We start from the raw sequence: 14,975 nt of genomic DNA, 5'->3' as shown, positions 1-14,975 counted from the left end.
CCCACCCACCCTTGATCGTGTTGCGCCTCCGCCCCGATCCCGCTTCGCGCACCCAAATCCCGCTCCGCGTTCACGCGACTCACGCCAGCATCCCGCTTCGCGCGAGCCGCGCGCCAATCCGGCTTCGCGTTCGCGGCCCAGGCGCTGGCGTCTGGCGCAAACCACGCGTTCGCATCGCAACCACCGATACCTGGCGCAAGCCACGCGTTCGCCGACGTGGTCGCTGACGTCTGCGCAAGTACCTTGGCGATCCCGGTTCGTGCTGGTTATCCGGCGATCTCGCTTCGCGGTGGCCTTGGGGAATTCGCTCCGCGTGTGCGTGTGCTGAGCTGGGTTCGGGCGGCGGACGATGGAATCTTTCGGAGTGGATCTGTCTTGCGCCCGTCCTTGACCCGTAGGCTTCCGGTCTGCCAAAAGCCAGAAAGGTAACGAATCGGGCGCGCTAGGATCTCAGGCGAGCTTTAAAAGGGGGCATAAGGTGCGCGGACGGACGATAGCGATCACGTCGGTGGCGGTAGTTGTGGTCGCCGGGGGTGCCGGTGGGGGCGCGTACTACCTGCTGCACACTCGCGGCACACCCCAGGAGACCGCCCAGCGTTTCACCGCCGCGTGGGCGAAAGGCGACATGACGGCTCTGAAGGCCGAACTCGCCGCACCGGCGACCGGCGAGGTCGACGCCGCGTACGCCGAACTGACCAAGAACCTCAACGCCACAGGGGTCACGGTCAAGCTTGGCCAGATCACCGAGACGGGTGACGACAAGGCGACCGCCGCCTACACGGCCACCGCCGCTCTCAAGAACATCGGCGACTGGACCTACACCGGCAACCTGGACCTCACCGTCGCCGACCGGCAATGGAAGGTCGACTGGAGCCCAGCCGCCGTACATCCCTCCCTTAACGGCACCAACCACCTCAAGCTCACAACCACCTGGCCCAGCCGAGCCGCCGTCACCGACGCCGCGGGCGCTCGCATCGACGGCACCGACGTCGGCGGATCCGTCCAGCAACTCGTCGGCTTCCTCGACAAGGCCACCGACAAGGACGTCAAGAAACTCGGCCCGGCCTACCGCGCGGGGCAGGCCGTCGGCCGTGGCGGGCTCCAGGAGACCTTCCAGAAGCGTCTCGCCGGGACCCCCACCACCGAGGTCATGGCCGGCGACGACAGCCTGGCCACCATCGAGGGCAGCGACGGCGAACCCTTGGCCACCACGCTCGACATGAGGATCCAGCAAGCCGCCGCCAACGCCGTACGCGACATGGAAAAGCCCACGTCCATGGTGGCCATCCGCCCTTCCACCGGCGAGATCCTCGCCGTCGTCAACAACCTGGGCGGCTTCAACCGCGCCCTCGACGGCCGCTACGCCCCCGGCTCGACCTTCAAGACCGTCACCGCCGTGGGACTCCTCACCGCCGGGGTGACCACGGCCGACCAGGTCACCTGCCCCAAGAACGTCAACGTCGGCGGCCTCAAGATCCGCAACAGCGACCACGCCGCCTACGGCACCCTCAGCTTCCTCGACGCCTACGCCCACTCCTGCAACACCACGTTCGCACCGCTCACCAAACAACACCTCAGCGCCAAAGCCCTGTACGACACCGCCACCGCGCTCGGCTTCAACCAGCCCCTCAACATCGGCGTCCCCGCCACCAAAGCCAGCTTCCCCCGCGCCACCAGCGACGCCGAACTCGCCGCCGAATCCTTCGGCCAGGCCAAGATCACCGCCAGCCCGCTGGTCATGGCCTCCGTCGCCGCCGCCATCGCCGACGGCTCCTGGCGCCCGCCCACCCTGATCCCCAACCTCAAGCAGAAGGCCACGGAACAGCCGCTCCCCGACGGCGTCGCGGACCAGATCCGCCCCATGATGCGCGCCGTCGTCACCAAGGGCACCGCCCAAGCCGCCGGCCTCCCCTCCGGCACGTACGGCAAGACCGGCACCGCCGAATTCGGCAGCGGACCCGTACTCGAATCCCACGCCTGGTTCCACGGCTACCTCGGCGACCTCGCCTTCGCGGTGGTCGTCGAAGGCGGCGGAGGCGGCGGCAAGATCGCCGCGCCCGTGGCGGCCCGCTTCCTCAACGCCCTCTGACCCAGCGGCGCGGGCACATTCCGGCCCGCGAATCACCTGCTGATACCAACAGCACGCGCGATTTCAATCATTCGGCTATAGCGCGCCAGAATTCTGCCGCGAATAACGGCCGGTTAGAAGACCAGTGCCGCCGCCGCGTCATGCCGGAACGCCATGACCAGCAATGTGGCGATCAGCGTCGCGATCAGCAGCCAACTCACCGCGATCACCACCGTCGAACGCCTAGGCCGCCTGCGCCTTCGACGATCACCCCGGCGCCGGCCGTGTTCCCCGCGCTCCACGCGCTCATTGAACGACTCCAGGCGGGCGGCGAGCCGCGGATCCTCATCGCTGAGGTGCCGCTCGATCATCGCCAGCATCCGCTCCTCGTCCTGCGACCAGGCCATGGCGCACCTCCCCGGGATGCAAGGTGTGTGCCGACGTTCTGCCCAACCATGAAGATCGTTAGCCGTTTGCTGGCCGGGTATTTACCAGCCGTTGGCCAGCACCGGCAACTCCCCACGAACCCCCGCCGAAGCCTTGAACAGCCAATATTCCCCGCGAACCACTCGGCAGGCCGATAAATCCGCTGATCAGGGGATCAATGTGACCCACATCACATCAACAACCGGCCCGGTCGTACCGTCCTAGGGAAGAAGGGTCCACACACGACTGGGGGAAACAGTTGTCGATCTCGGGGGCATTACGACTCGCCGCCATCACAATGCTCGAAAGACGAGACCGGCGACGCGCCAGAAACGCACCGCCACCCGACACCCGTGAGATCCGCATCCTGCTCCTCCACGCCAACGGCATGGGCGGCACCATCCGCACCGCATTCAACCTCGCCGGGCACCTCGCCAAAAACCACGACGTCGAAATCGTCAGCGTCGTCCGCGAAAGCCCGCAGCCATTCTTCGACGTCCCGCCCGGCGTCCGCGTCCGCTACCTGGACGACCGCGTCAACGGCAGAAAAGGCCTCCTCAACCGTTTCCGCAGCCGCCTCACGCCGCCCGACGAAACCGCCTGCCACTGGCTCACCCTCAAAACCGATTTGGCTCTCCTCCGCTATATCCGCGGCCGCCGCCGCGGCGTCCTGATCGGCACCCGTCCCGCCCTCAATCTCCTCATCGCCAGAACCGCGGGACCGGAAATCATCACCATCGGCCAGGAACACGCCAACCTCGCCGCCCACCAACCCCAAACCCGGAAACAAATCCTCCGCCGGTACGGCAAGCTGACCACCCTCATCACCCTCACCCAGGCCGACCTGCACGCCTACCGGAAAGCCCTCAAACACGCGCCCGCCCATCTCGCCCAGATCCCCAACGCGGTCACCCGCCTTTCCGGCCCGGACGCCCACCGCACCGCCCCCATCGCCGTCGCCATCGGCCGCCTCAACCACGCCAAGGGTTACGACCTGCTCATCCGCGCCTGGGCCCACGTGCACCGCAACCACCCCGACTGGACGCTACGCATCTACGGCCGCGGCCCCCGGCACGACAAACTCCAGGAATCCATCGACAAACGCGAGCTCACCGGGAGTGTCCACCTCATGGGCCCCGCCGAAGACGTCGGCGCCGCCCTCGCCGACGCCGCCATCAACATCCTCAGCAGCCGCCGCGAAGGCATGCCCATGACCATCCTCGAAGCCATGAGCAAAGCCGTCCCCGTGATCGCCTACGACTGCCCCACCGGCCCCGCCGAAATCATCACCCACGGCTACGACGGCCTCCTCGTACCCCCCGAAAAGATCCACGCCCTCGCCAACGCCGTCACCACCCTCATCACCGACCCCGACCTCCGCACCAAACTCGCCACCCAAGCCCAGACCACGGCCGCCCAATACAACATGTCGGTCATCGGCCCCCGCTGGGACAAACTCCTCACCCAACTCCGCCACACCTCCCACCAGACAGAGTCGCCGTGAGTCGTGTGGTGCTTGTACAGGACTACGAGCGCGTTCGGGTCTGGTCCTCCACCAGGACGGCGACACCATCGAGATGGCGTGCAAGGCCGTACTCGAACAATCCGTCCACGTCCGACACCTCTTCCCCGGTAACCGTGGCCAGCAGCGGAAATCGTCCGGAGTGGAGAAGCTCGTCGGCCCGCTTCCGCTGTGTCAGCCACCACCGGTCGAGCGTCACACCGGTCTCCTGCTCGGCTTCGACCTCATCCGCCATGGACAGCGCGACGGTGAGGACCAGCGCGTGCAGCGTGAGCGCCTCTCGAATCCGTGTCGTCATAGGCAGCCCAAGCCCGTCGAGTGCGCGCAGGGTCCACTCGGTGTGCGCCATCATGTTGGGCACCAGCAACGGGCGAATGAACGAGATGGCCCTGGGCAGCCAGAGGTGTCGCCGGCACAGCTCCCATTGCAGGCGGGAGATCAGTTCGAGCTTGGCTCGCCAACCCTCCGGCCCCGGGACGGGTAGCTCTGGTTCGCCGAAGACCTCGTCGGTCATCTGCGTCACCAATTCGTCCTTGCTCGACACGTGCCGGTACAGCGACATCGGACCGACGCCGAGCTCGGCCGCGAGTCGCCGCATGGATACGGCGTCGAGTCCCTCGGTGTCGGCGATCGCGATGGCGGTGCGGAGAGTTTGCTTCCGGTTCAATGCCTGCTTGGGGGCGCCGGTCCGCCGTGGTCGCAGCGGCGTGCTCAGGCCGATTGGCTGCTTCTGACCCGTGCGGGTGCTGACCACCGTGCCGGCGCCGACCCTCGTTTCGACCAGCCCGTCGTCGCGGAGAGTGGCCATCACCCTGGTCGCGGTCGCGACCGCGACACCCCATCGCTGGGCGATCTCCCGGATGGACGGCACTCGATCGCCGGGCCGCAGGTCGCCGGCCAGGATCCGGGCACGGATCTCCGCGACGATCTGCCGGTATGGCGGTTCCGGTCGCTGCGTTGACGACGGCATAGAGGCCCCGATCTCTTGATGAGGTTGCTGTCCACCGAGAGTGGACTAGTTCAATCCCTCAGCACTAGTTCACTTTAGCTGGATAAATCCTCGAAATATGCCCACTTCCGCAACCGTCTCAATACGCTGCACCCATGACAGTTGATACACCGTACGCACCCGTGCGGCGGGCGGATGACGCAGACCAGCAGGCGGTGTTGGACGTCCTGACCGAGGCGTTCATGAACGATCCTGTTGTCTGCTGGCTCTTCCCCGAGGCGGGCCAACGCGGTCGTCTCCAGGCGCACTACTACCGCCCCCTGCTCACCCATCCCGCCGTCGAGGCGTACCTGGCAGGCCGTCGCGAGGGCGCCTCGGTATGGCTGACGCTGGCCGCAGGCCAGACGCCCTATGAGGAGCACTCGGACGCGCCCGAAACGAACCAGGAGACGATCTTCGGTGAGAACGGCGCGCGATTGCTGGCCCTGGGCCAGGCGCTGGCCCCACGGCACCCCGATCGCGAACCGCACCTTTACCTCCCATGCATGGGGGTGATCAGCGGGCGGCAGGGCGCCGGACTCGGCTCGGCGATGTTGCGGCACCGACTGGAGCGAGCGGACGCCGATGGGCTCGCCGCGTATCTGGAGGCGAGTTCGCCCGGGAGTCGCGCCCTCTACCAGCGGCACGGATTCGAGGATCTCGGCGAGCCGGTTCGCGTGGCGGACAGCCCGCTCCTGTGGCCGATGTGGCGCCCACCCCACCGTTGACCGCCAGCACACACCACCCCGTCCAACATACAAAGGGAGAGAACGTCAATGACAACGAACCGCGACGCCGATCGGCGACCGCCGACCCTGGTGTTCATCCACGGCACCAACTCCTCGTCGGCCTGGGCTTCGGGGCTGACCGGCGAGCTCACCCTGCGCGGGCACCGGTGCGTGGCCGTCGACCTTCCGGGACACGGCCGCGAGGCGTTCTATCCCCGTTCGTACCAGGCCCCGCAGGACCTTGAGGCGCTGGCAACCGAACCGTCGCCGCTCGCCAAGATCACCATCGACGACTATGTCGAGCGCGTTGTGGATGTGGTGCGCCGCGCCCGCCGCCATGGGCCCGTGATCCTTGTCGGCATGAGCCAGGGCGGCGTCACCGTGAGCAGAGTCGGCAACGCCATCCCCGAACTACTCGACCGGGTTGTCTATGTCGCGGCGTACTGCTGCGTGGACCTGCCGAACGTGGCCGCTTATCTCGAAACGCCGGAGAACAGCGACAGCCTGCTCCCCCAAGTGACCGCGGCCATGGTTGCCGATCCAGCGGTCCTGGGGGTGAGCCGGCTCAACTGGCGCTCGGCCGACCCGGCGGTGTTCCAAGGCGTCAAGAACGCCCTTGCCGGAGACTTCACCGATGAAGGGGTGAGCCGGCTGCTCAGCATGCTCGAGCCGGACGAGACCGCCGGCATTCCCATGGCTGAAGCCCGGGGCGAAGCACACACCTGGGGCCGCATTCCCCGGACCTATGTGCGCCTCACCCTCGACCGCCTGATCCCGCCGGCGCTGCAGGACCGATTCATCGAAGAGGCCGACCGCCTTACTCCGGACAACCCGACTGACGTGCGAAGCGTCGCGGCACCCCATGTCGGCCCGTTCGACCGGCCTGAACTGGTGGAGATCTTCTCGGAGCTCGCCAGCCGCTGACCTGGCGCGGCACGCTCCAGGAAAAGTCACGTTCTCGCTGGTGAGCAGGAGTGCCGACGACCGTGGTTTCCTACCCGGAACGGCGAGCACGGCACCGTGGTTCTCCTGCCCGCCTCCAACCGCTGCCAGATCACGACCCGCCGACCAACGAGCGCAATCGATCCGCCAGAGCCAGGACCTCTGCCCGTAGCTCGTCCGGCCGTACCACCGCGAAGGACCAGCCCAGCCCGGCCAGCATCTGGGCCATCCCATCAAGCCGCTCGGCCCGCGCCACCAACCGGACCCCGGAACCGACCTCCGTCAGGGATCCCACCGAAGGAGGAACGCGCCGGCGTACCTCCTCCAGGGGCGCGTGCAGCACCACCTCGACCTCGTGACGGAACGGAACCCCGGCCAGCGAGTCCAGGACGTGAGTGACCGCGTTGAAATCGTCCGGGGGTGAGAAGGTCTCCTCCAGGAGGTCGACGGAGATCACCCGGTCGGCGCGGAATGTACGCAGTTCCTGGCGAAGATGGTCGAAACCGGTCACGTACCAGCGGGCGGAGTACAGCACCAGGCCGTAAGGGTCCACGTCGCGAGTGGTCGGGGCGCCGCGGATGGAGCGGTATCGCATCTGGACCCTTCGGCGGCGGCGGGTCGCGTCCGCGAGTGACAGCAGGGCCGACGGGGGCAGCGGAGGCGAGGCGGGGCGGTGGAAGGCCAGGCCGACCGTTTCCGAGATGGCGCGGACGCGTTCCCCCAGAGCTTTCGGGAGGACGCGTTCGATCTTGGCGAGGGCGCTTTCCGTGCCCAGGGCGATCCCGTTGTGACGGCCTACCAGCAGGCCCAGGACCACCGCCGTCGCCTCGTCCTCCGACAACATCAGCGGGGGCAGCTTGAAGCCCGGCAGCAGGCGATACCCGCCGTAACGCCCACGATCCGCCTGAACCGGTACGCCCAGATCGGTCAACCGGGCCGCGTAGCGGCGGATGGTGCGCTCGTCGACCTCCAGGCGGGCAGCCAGCTCCGGGCCGGTCAGACCGGGACGAGCCTGAAGCAGCTCCAACAGAGTTAGCACACGATTCGTCGTCATATCAGGACCGATTCTGTCCGGATATATCCATACAGTCGAGACAACTTCGAGACGACGAATCAGAGGAGCGTAATGAGTACTTTCGTCCTGGTGCCGGGGTTCTGGCTGGGTGCGTGGGCCTGGAAGGATGTTGTCGACGATCTTCGGGCGTCGGGGCACGTCGCGTACCCACTCAGCCTTACCGGGCTCGCCGATCGAGCGCACCTGGCCTCGCCCGAGCTCACCCTCGACGACCACATCAACGACATCGTCAACCTCATCACCTACGAGGACTTGCACGACGTCATCCTGGTCGCCCACAGCGGAAGCGGCGGCACGGTCACCGCGGCCGCCGACAGGATCCCCGAGCGTGTCGCCCGCGTCGTCTACGTCGACAGCGGCCCGGTCCCGGACGGCATGGCCCAGCTCGACCTCGTCGGCCGCGAAGACGTGGAGGCCGCGCTCGTCGACGGCTACCGGTTCCCCTTCGTCCCCTTGGAAAGCCATCCCGGTGCCGAGGGCCTGACCCAGGGGGCCAGGAACCTGATGGCCGCCCGGGCCACCGACCAGCCGTTCGGCCCGATCAACCAGCCCATCTTCCTCACCGGCGCCGTCGACAAACTCCCCAAAACGCTCGTGAGCTGCATGTTCTCAGAAGCCCAGATAAAGGACCTGATGGCCCAGGGCCACCCCTACTTCGCCGCGGTGACCGGCCCGGAGTGGCAGATCCGCGAACTCCCCACCAGCCATTGGCCGATGTTCTCCCGCCCAGCGGACCTTTCGGCACTGCTGCAAGTCTTGTAAGCACTCAAAGCGAGCGCCTTTACAAAGTAGAGTACGGCGTGAGTTCCGTCGGCTCCGCGATCACGTCCACCAGGGCGCCGTTGCGCAACACCGTCACCGGCAATGGCCGCCCGATCGCCTCCGCGAACATCAACCGCTGCAACCCCTGCGCGTCCCCCACCGGCTTGCGCCCCGCGCTCAGCACCAGATCCCCCGCCCGCAACCCGGCCCGCGCCGCCGGAGACCCCGCGACCACCTCCACCACCCGCAACGCGCTCGCCTGCCCGACCCGCTCCCTGATCGCGGGCGGCAGCGGCGCGGGCGTCGTGACCAGCCCGAGGTAGGCCCGCCGTACCCGCCCGTCGCGCATGAGAGCGGCCACGATCGACCGCGTCGTGGAGTTGATCGGAACCGCCAGGCCCAGCCCGGTCCCGGCCACCGCCGTGTTGATGCCCACCACGTGCCCGCCGGCGTCGGCGAGCGCGCCGCCGGAATTGCCGGGGTTGAGGGCCGCGTCGGTCTGGATGACATCCTCGATCAGCCGCACCGCGGACCCGCTGCGCGCGGGCAGCGAACGCCCTAAACCTGACACGACCCCCGCGGTCACCGAGCCGGTGAGGCCCAGCGGCGTGCCCACGGCCACCACCAGCTGGCCGACCACCAGCGTGTCGCTGTCCCCCAGCGTGACCGGCGGCGGGGTGGGCTCCAGCGCCCGCAGCACCGCCAGATCCGACAGCGGATCCGCGCCGACGACCGCGAACTCCGCGCTCGTCCCGTCGGAGAAGGCGGCCGAGCCGGTCCGCGCCGACCCGACCACATGCGCGTTCGTGAGCAGGAACCCGTCCGCCGTGAAGATCACCGCGGAGCCGCTCGACCGCCCCGCCTTGACGCTTGCCACCTTGGGCGTCAGCTCCGCCGCGACGGACGCGACGATCCTGGAGTACTCATCCATGGGGCACCACCTTCAATACACCAATTACTTCATTACACCCCATATCCCAGGACATTTGTCCTCCCCAACAGAGGATTGCGCGGCCTGCCGGGCAAGCTGTCCGGAAAATTACCGTTCTGCCCATGACGAACGCCGTCGTCCTCGACGACATCCGCAAGAGCTACCAGGACGTGACCGCCGTCGCCGGGCTCTCCCTCACCATCCCCGAAGGCCAGACCCTGGCCCTGTGCGGCGCCAACGGCGCCGGGAAGTCCACCGCCATCGGCATGCTGCTCGGCGTGATCACGCCCGACTCCGGGCAGGCCCGCCTGTACGACCGCGACCCCTCGCAAGCCGTGCAGCGCGGAATGGTCGGCGCGATGCAGCAGGAAGGCGGCACCCCACCGCGGGTCACCGTGAAAGAGCTGCTGACCTTCGTACGCGCGACCTACCCGAACCCCCTCCCGATGGCCGAGGTCGTCGCCACCGCCCAGATCGCCGGGCTTGAGCGCAAACGCGTCGACCGCCTGTCCGGCGGCCAGCGGCAGCGGGTGCGCTTCGCGATGGCCCTGGCGGGCGACCCCCGCCTGCTGGTCCTGGACGAACCCACCGCCGCCCTGGACGTGCGCGCCCGCCGCGACTTCTGGGCCGCCATGCGGCGCCTCACCGACCGGGGCAAGACCATCGTCTTCGCCACCCACTACCTGGAGGAGGCCGATCGGCAGGCCGACCGCATCGTCGTGATGGCCGAAGGCCGGATCGCCGCCCAGGGCACCGGCGCCGACATCAAGGCGGCCGCCGAACTCGCCGCCGGAAGCCCTCTTGAAGACGCCTTCCTCACCCTTATTGACCAGAAACCCGTCCCGTAGCCAGCCGCATGGCCGCCGACCAGGCATCTCACCGCCGCGGCTGTCTAGATCACGACTTTCTAATCAAACCTCAAAGGAGGACTGGCGATGATCCCCTACATCCGCCTCGAAGTCCGCAAAATGATTCGCGACACCGGCTACGTGACCATGGGCCTGGCCGTCCCCCTGATCATGTATCTGCTCTTCACCACCCTGGCCATCCCCGCCGAGGACCGCCCCGAGGGCGCCCTCTGGTCGATGATCGGCATGGCCGCGTACGGCGCGCTCGGCGGCGCCTTCAGCAACGGCACCGGCACCGCCGAGGACAAGTCCCTCGGCTGGCTGCGGCAGCTCCGCCTCACCCCGCTGACCCCGTGGCGGGTCATCCTCGGCAAGACGGCCACCGCCGCGATCATCGTCGTCCCGTCGATCGCCCTCGTCCTCCTCGCCGGCGCCCTGGTCAACCACGTCCGCCTCAACCCGATCCAGTGGATCGTCATCATCGCCCTGCTCTGGGTGGGCACCGTCCCGTTCAGCCTGTTCGCCCTGGGCAACGGCTACCTGCTCTCCCCGCAGAACGCCGCCGCCGCCAACTTGGCCGGATATATCGGCCTATCGGTGGTCGGCGGCCTCTGGTTCCCCACCACCGGTTTCCCCGGCTGGCTCGGCACGACCGCGAGCTTGTCCCCGGTCAACGGCTACGCCAACCTCTCCTGGAGCGTCGCCTTCGACCACGCCCCCAACCCCCGCTCAGCCCTGGTGCTGCTCGCCTGGTTCGCCGTCTTCGCCGCCTACGCCAGGTACGGTTACCTGCGCTCGGACCGCATGGTGTGATGGAGACCGTGAAGACCCCCGAAGCGACCGGGATCCACATCTGGGTCCTGCTCACCGGGTTCCCCATCGCCGAGATCATCTCCGGCCGGAACCAGCCGCTCTGGCTGGCCTGGCCCGCGATCGCCGCCGTCCCCGCCCTCTACCTGTGGACCACCCGGCTCGCCTTCACCGACCGGGCCAGGGCCACCAGGATCGCCCTCCCCCTCCTGATCGTGGTGGGCGTCGCGTCCGCCCTCGCCTTCCAGGGCGCCTGGTCGTTCGTGCTGACCATGACCGCGATCGCCACCGGAACCACCGTCAGGGCCGCCCGCGGCATGCTGCTCCTGCTCGCCCTCACCGCGGTGGGCCTGGTCGTGACGGCCGACCTCGGCCTGCTCTTGATGATGTTCTCCGGCTGGGGCGTGTTCATCGCCGGGCTCATCCCGTGGATCATCGTCCAGCTCTGGGACACCATCCACGAGCTCACCGAAACCCGCAAGGAGCTCGCCCGCGTCGCCGTCTCAGAGGAGCGGCTGCGCTTCTCCCGCGACCTGCACGACCTGCTCGGCCACACCCTCTCGGTCATGGTCGTCAAAGCCGAGGCGGTGCGCCGCCTCGCCCCCGGCGACGGCGAGGCCGCCGCCCGGCAGGCCGCCGACATCGAGCAGATCGGCCGCCAGGCCCTCGCCGAGGTGCGCGCCGCCGTCACCGGCTACCGCGGGCGCGGCCTGGACGCCGAGCTCGCCGCCGCCCGCGACGTGCTCGCCGACGCGGGCATCAGCCTGCGCGTCCAGACCTCCGCCGTACGGCTCCCGCCGGAAACCGACGCCCTCCTCGGCTGGGCCGTACGCGAAGGAGTGACGAACGTCATCCGCCACAGCGCCGCCCGCTCCTGCCAGATCACCCTCAGCGACACCGGCGGCCTCGAACTGGAGATCCTCGACGACGGCCAGGGCGCGCCGGAGCCCGTGGAAGGGAACGGGCTCGGCGGGCTGCGGGAACGGGTCGAGGCGGCCGGCGGGCGGCTGGCGGTCGCCGGGTCGAGCGGGTTCCGGTTGCGGGTGACCGTACCGGCATGATCAGGATTCTGCTGGCCGAGGACCAGACGATGATGCGCGGCGCGCTCGCGCTGCTGCTCGGCCTGGAGCCGGACATGGAGATCGTCGCGCAGGTCACCGGCGGCGACGAGGTGGTCGCCGCCGCGCTGGACGCCCGGCCAGACGTGGCCCTGCTCGACATCGAGATGCCCGGCCGCGGCGGTCTGGAGGCCGCGGCCGACCTGCGCGAGCGCGTGCCCGGCTGCCGGGTGCTGATCCTCACCACGTTCGGCCGCCCGGGCTACCTGCGCCGGGCGATGGAGGCGGGCGCCTACGGCTTCCTGGTAAAGGACGGCCCGGTGGAAGAGCTCGCCGCCAGCATCCGCCGGGTGCTGGCGGGGGAACGCGTGATCGACCCGGCCCTGGCCGCCGCCGCGCTCAGCGCCGGGCCGAGCCCGCTCACCGAGCGGGAACGCGACGTGCTCGCGGTCGCGGGCGACGGCGCCACGATCGCGGACATCGCCGCCCGCCTGCACCTGTCGGAGAGCACGGTGCGCAACTACCTGTCCTCGGCCATCGGCAAGACCCGCACCCGCAACCGGGTCGAGGCGGCCAGACTGGCCCGCCACAACGGCTGGCTGTGACTAATCACACTTTCAGCTGGTCGGCCATCTCCCTGAACGTGATCTCGGCCAGCGCCCGCTGCCCCGCGACGTTCGGATGGAAGAAGTCCCACCCGCTGACCTGGTCGAGCGTGAACGGGTAGGCGAAGACCTGGCCGCCGTCGTAGCGGCAGCCGGGGCCGTACTCGGCGCAGGCCGCCTCCAGCTCGGAGTTGTACGCCACGACCCGCGCCCGCACCCGATCCCGGCGCTCCGCGTCCTTCTTCGCCGCAGACCCCGGATTGGCCAGCAGCGCCTGGCAGATCTTGCCGATCGACCAGAACGTCCTGGCCAGCGGGTTGTCCTTGCCGACACGCCACAGATGCTTGAGGTCGGGGACGCTGGCCAGGAACACCCGCGCGCCGGTCGGCCGCAGCTCCCGTAACGCGGCCGCGACACGCTGCCGGTAGGCGGCCACCGGCGTCATCTGCTTCTCGGTACGGACGCAGGCGTCGTTGGCCCCGATCAGGATCGTGACATAGGTGGCCTTGGCCGCCACCGCCGCGCGCGCCTGCCCGAGCAGATCGGCGCTGGTCGACCCGGACACGGCGAAGTTCAGGTTGCGGCCCCGCACGTCCGCCCCCGCGGCCAGCATGCGCAGGTAGTGGCTGTTGACCTCCGGGTGATCCCCCGCGGCCCAGGAGCGCGACGGGCAGGCGGCATACCAGCCGCAGGCGTTGAAGCCCACGCTGATCGAATCCCCGAGCGCCGCCAGCACCACCGGTTCGGCACGGGCCGCCGCCGTCCCGGTTATCGGCCAGCACAACGCGACCACGAGCACGGGCGTGATCTTCTTGATCATGGGCACCTCCGGGAGCCCAAGCTAGAGATCGCGAAGATGTCTGCTCTATCACCATCCGGGCAGGCGTCCCTTCCATGACCAACTTCCTATCGGCTCTTGACATGGAGCCCCCGCCCAAAGGGGCACCCAAATGTCGAACACGTTCAGTTTCTGCGTAGAGTGTGTGGAGTGAGTGTCGCTCTCGGACTTCAACGTCCCCTGGTGGTTCGCACGGTCCCGGTAGGCGACGTCGGGGACCTGATCGCGCGTCTCCCCGACACCGCCCCTTACGCCTGGGTGCGGCACGGCGACGGTCTCGTCGGCTGGGGAGAGGCCGCCAGCGTCACCGTCCCGTACGGGCCCGGCCGCTTCGCCTGGGCGCGGGCCTGGCTCAACGCGATCTTCCACGCCGCCGACATCCACGACCAGGTCGGCCTGCCCGGCTCGGGACCGGTCGCGTTCGGCTCCTTCACCTTCGACCCCGGCTCCCCCGGCTCCACCCTCGTCGTGCCCAGGACCGTGCTGGCCCGCCGGGACGGTCGCGCCTGGCTGACCACCATCGGCGAGGACACCCTCGACCTGGTCACGCCGGTCCGCACGCCCGGCCGGATCCGCTACAGCGACGGCTCGCTCACCTCGATGGAGTGGGAGCACGCGGTCGCCACCGCGGTCAAGGAGATCACCGGGGGCCGCCTGGACAAGGTCGTGCTGGCCCGGGACCTGATCGCCACCGCCGACCGCAGGATCGACCCGCGCGCCCTGCTGGCCCGGCTCGCCTCCCGTTACCCCGAGTGCTACACCTTCTCGGTCGGCGGCTCAGTCGGCAAACTCCTGGTCGGCGCGACCCCCGAACTCCTGGTCCGGCACACCGGCCGGGCGATCGAGTCGCTCGTGCTGGCCGGGACCTCGCCCACCGGCGCCGACCCCGCCGACCTGTTCCGCTCGGAGAAGAACCAGTACGAGCACGTCTGCGCCGTCGCCTCCGTGCGGGACGCGCTGGCCCCCCTCTGCGAGACCCTCGACGTGCCCGACCGGCCCGAGCTCCTGGTCCTGCCGAACGTGCAGCATCTGGCCAGCCGGGTCACCGGGCGCCTGTCCGACGGCGCGTCCGTGCTGGACGTGGTCGCCGCCATGCATCCCACCGCCGCGGTCGGCGGCACCCCGACCGCGACCGCGCTTGAGGTCATCCGCGAGCTGGAGGACATGGACCGGGGCGGCTACGCGGGCCCGGTCGGCTGGATCGACGCCCGCGGCGACGGCGAATGGGGCATCGCGTTACGCTGCGCCGCCATCACCGACGACCGCGCCCGCCTGTTCGCCGGCTGCGGCATCATGGGCGAATCCGACCCCGCCGGGGAATTAGCCGAGGCCCAGGCCAAGCTCCGCGTCATGCGCTACGCCCTGGAGGGCTGA

General features: G+C 69.0%; 15 protein-coding genes. 10 read left to right on the top strand and 5 right to left on the bottom strand.

Annotated features, from left to right (window positions below; translation table 11 throughout):
- Positions 1–508: 508 nt before the first annotated feature.
- On the top strand, positions 509–2,089 hold the full coding sequence (locus ABGB08_RS50405) for a penicillin-binding transpeptidase domain-containing protein (protein ID WP_347606315.1): 1,581 nt from the start codon (positions 509–511) through the stop codon (positions 2,087–2,089).
- 113 nt (positions 2,090–2,202) lie between these two features.
- Here the strand turns inward: ABGB08_RS50405 and ABGB08_RS50400 are convergent, their stop codons facing one another.
- Positions 2,203–2,475 (bottom strand): DUF3040 domain-containing protein, encoded by a 273-nt coding sequence (locus ABGB08_RS50400; protein WP_155351181.1) that lies wholly within the window; start codon positions 2,473–2,475, stop codon positions 2,203–2,205.
- Positions 2,476–2,792: 317 nt separating this feature from the next.
- On the opposite strand from ABGB08_RS50400, the gene ABGB08_RS50395 reads away from it, so the two are divergent.
- Positions 2,793–3,998 (top strand): glycosyltransferase family 4 protein, encoded by a 1,206-nt coding sequence (locus tag ABGB08_RS50395; RefSeq protein ID WP_347606311.1) that lies wholly within the window; start codon positions 2,793–2,795, stop codon positions 3,996–3,998.
- A 22-nt stretch (positions 3,999–4,020) separates the two neighbouring features.
- Here the strand turns inward: ABGB08_RS50395 and ABGB08_RS50390 are convergent, their stop codons facing one another.
- Positions 4,021–4,986 (bottom strand): GntR family transcriptional regulator, encoded by a 966-nt coding sequence (locus ABGB08_RS50390; RefSeq protein ID WP_347606309.1) that lies wholly within the window; start codon positions 4,984–4,986, stop codon positions 4,021–4,023.
- A gap of 134 nt (positions 4,987–5,120) precedes the next feature.
- Here ABGB08_RS50390 and ABGB08_RS50385 point away from each other — a divergent pair, with 134 nt between their 5' ends.
- The gene (locus ABGB08_RS50385) at positions 5,121–5,732 is read left to right on the top strand and encodes a GNAT family N-acetyltransferase (protein WP_347606306.1); all 612 of its coding nucleotides are present in this window, start codon (positions 5,121–5,123) and stop codon (positions 5,730–5,732) included.
- Positions 5,733–5,780: 48 nt separating this feature from the next.
- Positions 5,781–6,656: an alpha/beta hydrolase gene (locus tag ABGB08_RS50380; RefSeq protein ID WP_347606304.1), complete on the top strand. Its 876-nt coding sequence runs from the start codon at positions 5,781–5,783 to the stop codon at positions 6,654–6,656.
- Positions 6,657–6,786: 130 nt separating this feature from the next.
- On the opposite strand, the gene ABGB08_RS50375 is transcribed toward ABGB08_RS50380, so the two are convergent.
- Entirely contained in the window at positions 6,787–7,728 is a 942-nt protein-coding gene (locus ABGB08_RS50375; protein WP_347606301.1) for a YafY family protein, read from the bottom strand.
- Between the two features lie 72 nt (positions 7,729–7,800).
- Here ABGB08_RS50375 and ABGB08_RS50370 point away from each other — a divergent pair, with 72 nt between their 5' ends.
- Positions 7,801–8,511: an alpha/beta hydrolase family protein gene (locus ABGB08_RS50370; RefSeq protein ID WP_347606298.1), complete on the top strand. Its 711-nt coding sequence runs from the start codon at positions 7,801–7,803 to the stop codon at positions 8,509–8,511.
- A 19-nt stretch (positions 8,512–8,530) separates the two neighbouring features.
- On the opposite strand, the gene ABGB08_RS50365 is transcribed toward ABGB08_RS50370, so the two are convergent.
- A complete protein-coding gene (locus tag ABGB08_RS50365) occupies positions 8,531–9,442 on the bottom strand; it encodes a trypsin-like peptidase domain-containing protein (protein WP_155350819.1) in 912 nt (303 codons plus the stop codon).
- 122 nt (positions 9,443–9,564) lie between these two features.
- Between ABGB08_RS50365 and ABGB08_RS50360 the strand changes: the two genes are divergently transcribed.
- The 4 genes from ABGB08_RS50360 (at position 9,565) to ABGB08_RS50345 (ending at position 12,763) form a co-directional block, all read left to right on the top strand.
- Positions 9,565–10,290, top strand: coding sequence for an ABC transporter ATP-binding protein (locus tag ABGB08_RS50360; protein WP_347606294.1), 726 nt, complete (start codon positions 9,565–9,567; stop codon positions 10,288–10,290).
- A gap of 87 nt (positions 10,291–10,377) precedes the next feature.
- A complete protein-coding gene (locus ABGB08_RS50355; protein ID WP_347606291.1) occupies positions 10,378–11,103 on the top strand; it encodes an ABC transporter permease in 726 nt (241 codons plus the stop codon).
- Between the two features lie 8 nt (positions 11,104–11,111).
- The gene (locus ABGB08_RS50350) at positions 11,112–12,161 is read left to right on the top strand and encodes a sensor histidine kinase (RefSeq protein ID WP_347606288.1); all 1,050 of its coding nucleotides are present in this window, start codon (positions 11,112–11,114) and stop codon (positions 12,159–12,161) included.
- Positions 12,158–12,763: a response regulator transcription factor gene (locus ABGB08_RS50345; RefSeq protein WP_347606285.1), complete on the top strand. Its 606-nt coding sequence runs from the start codon at positions 12,158–12,160 to the stop codon at positions 12,761–12,763. Before ABGB08_RS50350 ends, ABGB08_RS50345 begins: the two co-directional genes overlap by 4 nt.
- Before the next feature lie 4 nt (positions 12,764–12,767).
- On the opposite strand, the gene ABGB08_RS50340 is transcribed toward ABGB08_RS50345, so the two are convergent.
- Entirely contained in the window at positions 12,768–13,583 is an 816-nt protein-coding gene (locus tag ABGB08_RS50340) for a GDSL-type esterase/lipase family protein (protein WP_347606282.1), read from the bottom strand.
- 198 nt (positions 13,584–13,781) lie between these two features.
- On the opposite strand from ABGB08_RS50340, the gene ABGB08_RS50335 reads away from it, so the two are divergent.
- The gene (locus ABGB08_RS50335) at positions 13,782–14,975 is read left to right on the top strand and encodes an isochorismate synthase (protein ID WP_347606319.1); all 1,194 of its coding nucleotides are present in this window, start codon (positions 13,782–13,784) and stop codon (positions 14,973–14,975) included.

Origin of the sequence: Acrocarpospora sp. B8E8, assembly GCF_039871605.1 — a bacterium.
Taxonomy (GTDB): domain Bacteria; phylum Actinomycetota; class Actinomycetes; order Streptosporangiales; family Streptosporangiaceae; genus Acrocarpospora; species Acrocarpospora macrocephala.
The sequence above is the reverse complement of the archived record's forward strand: the minus strand, read 5'-3'. Positions and strand labels throughout refer to the sequence as shown.

What these genes read in the sequence shown, in the direction of transcription:
- ABGB08_RS50400 (WP_155351181.1), bottom strand. Translation starts at nt 2,475, where the DNA reads ATGGCCTGGTCGCAGGACGAGGAGCGGATGCTGGCGATGATCGAGCGG.
- ABGB08_RS50395 (WP_347606311.1), top strand. Translation starts at nt 2,793, where the DNA reads ATGCTCGAAAGACGAGACCGGCGACGCGCCAGAAACGCACCGCCACCC.
- ABGB08_RS50390 (WP_347606309.1), bottom strand. Translation starts at nt 4,986, where the DNA reads ATGCCGTCGTCAACGCAGCGACCGGAACCGCCATACCGGCAGATCGTC.
- ABGB08_RS50385 (WP_347606306.1), top strand. Translation starts at nt 5,121, where the DNA reads ATGACAGTTGATACACCGTACGCACCCGTGCGGCGGGCGGATGACGCA.
- ABGB08_RS50380 (WP_347606304.1), top strand. Translation starts at nt 5,781, where the DNA reads ATGACAACGAACCGCGACGCCGATCGGCGACCGCCGACCCTGGTGTTC.
- ABGB08_RS50375 (WP_347606301.1), bottom strand. Translation starts at nt 7,728, where the DNA reads ATGACGACGAATCGTGTGCTAACTCTGTTGGAGCTGCTTCAGGCTCGT.
- ABGB08_RS50370 (WP_347606298.1), top strand. Translation starts at nt 7,801, where the DNA reads ATGAGTACTTTCGTCCTGGTGCCGGGGTTCTGGCTGGGTGCGTGGGCC.
- ABGB08_RS50365 (WP_155350819.1), bottom strand. Translation starts at nt 9,442, where the DNA reads ATGGATGAGTACTCCAGGATCGTCGCGTCCGTCGCGGCGGAGCTGACG.
- ABGB08_RS50360 (WP_347606294.1), top strand. Translation starts at nt 9,565, where the DNA reads ATGACGAACGCCGTCGTCCTCGACGACATCCGCAAGAGCTACCAGGAC.
- ABGB08_RS50355 (WP_347606291.1), top strand. Translation starts at nt 10,378, where the DNA reads ATGATCCCCTACATCCGCCTCGAAGTCCGCAAAATGATTCGCGACACC.
- ABGB08_RS50345 (WP_347606285.1), top strand. Translation starts at nt 12,158, where the DNA reads ATGATCAGGATTCTGCTGGCCGAGGACCAGACGATGATGCGCGGCGCG.
- ABGB08_RS50340 (WP_347606282.1), bottom strand. Translation starts at nt 13,583, where the DNA reads ATGATCAAGAAGATCACGCCCGTGCTCGTGGTCGCGTTGTGCTGGCCG.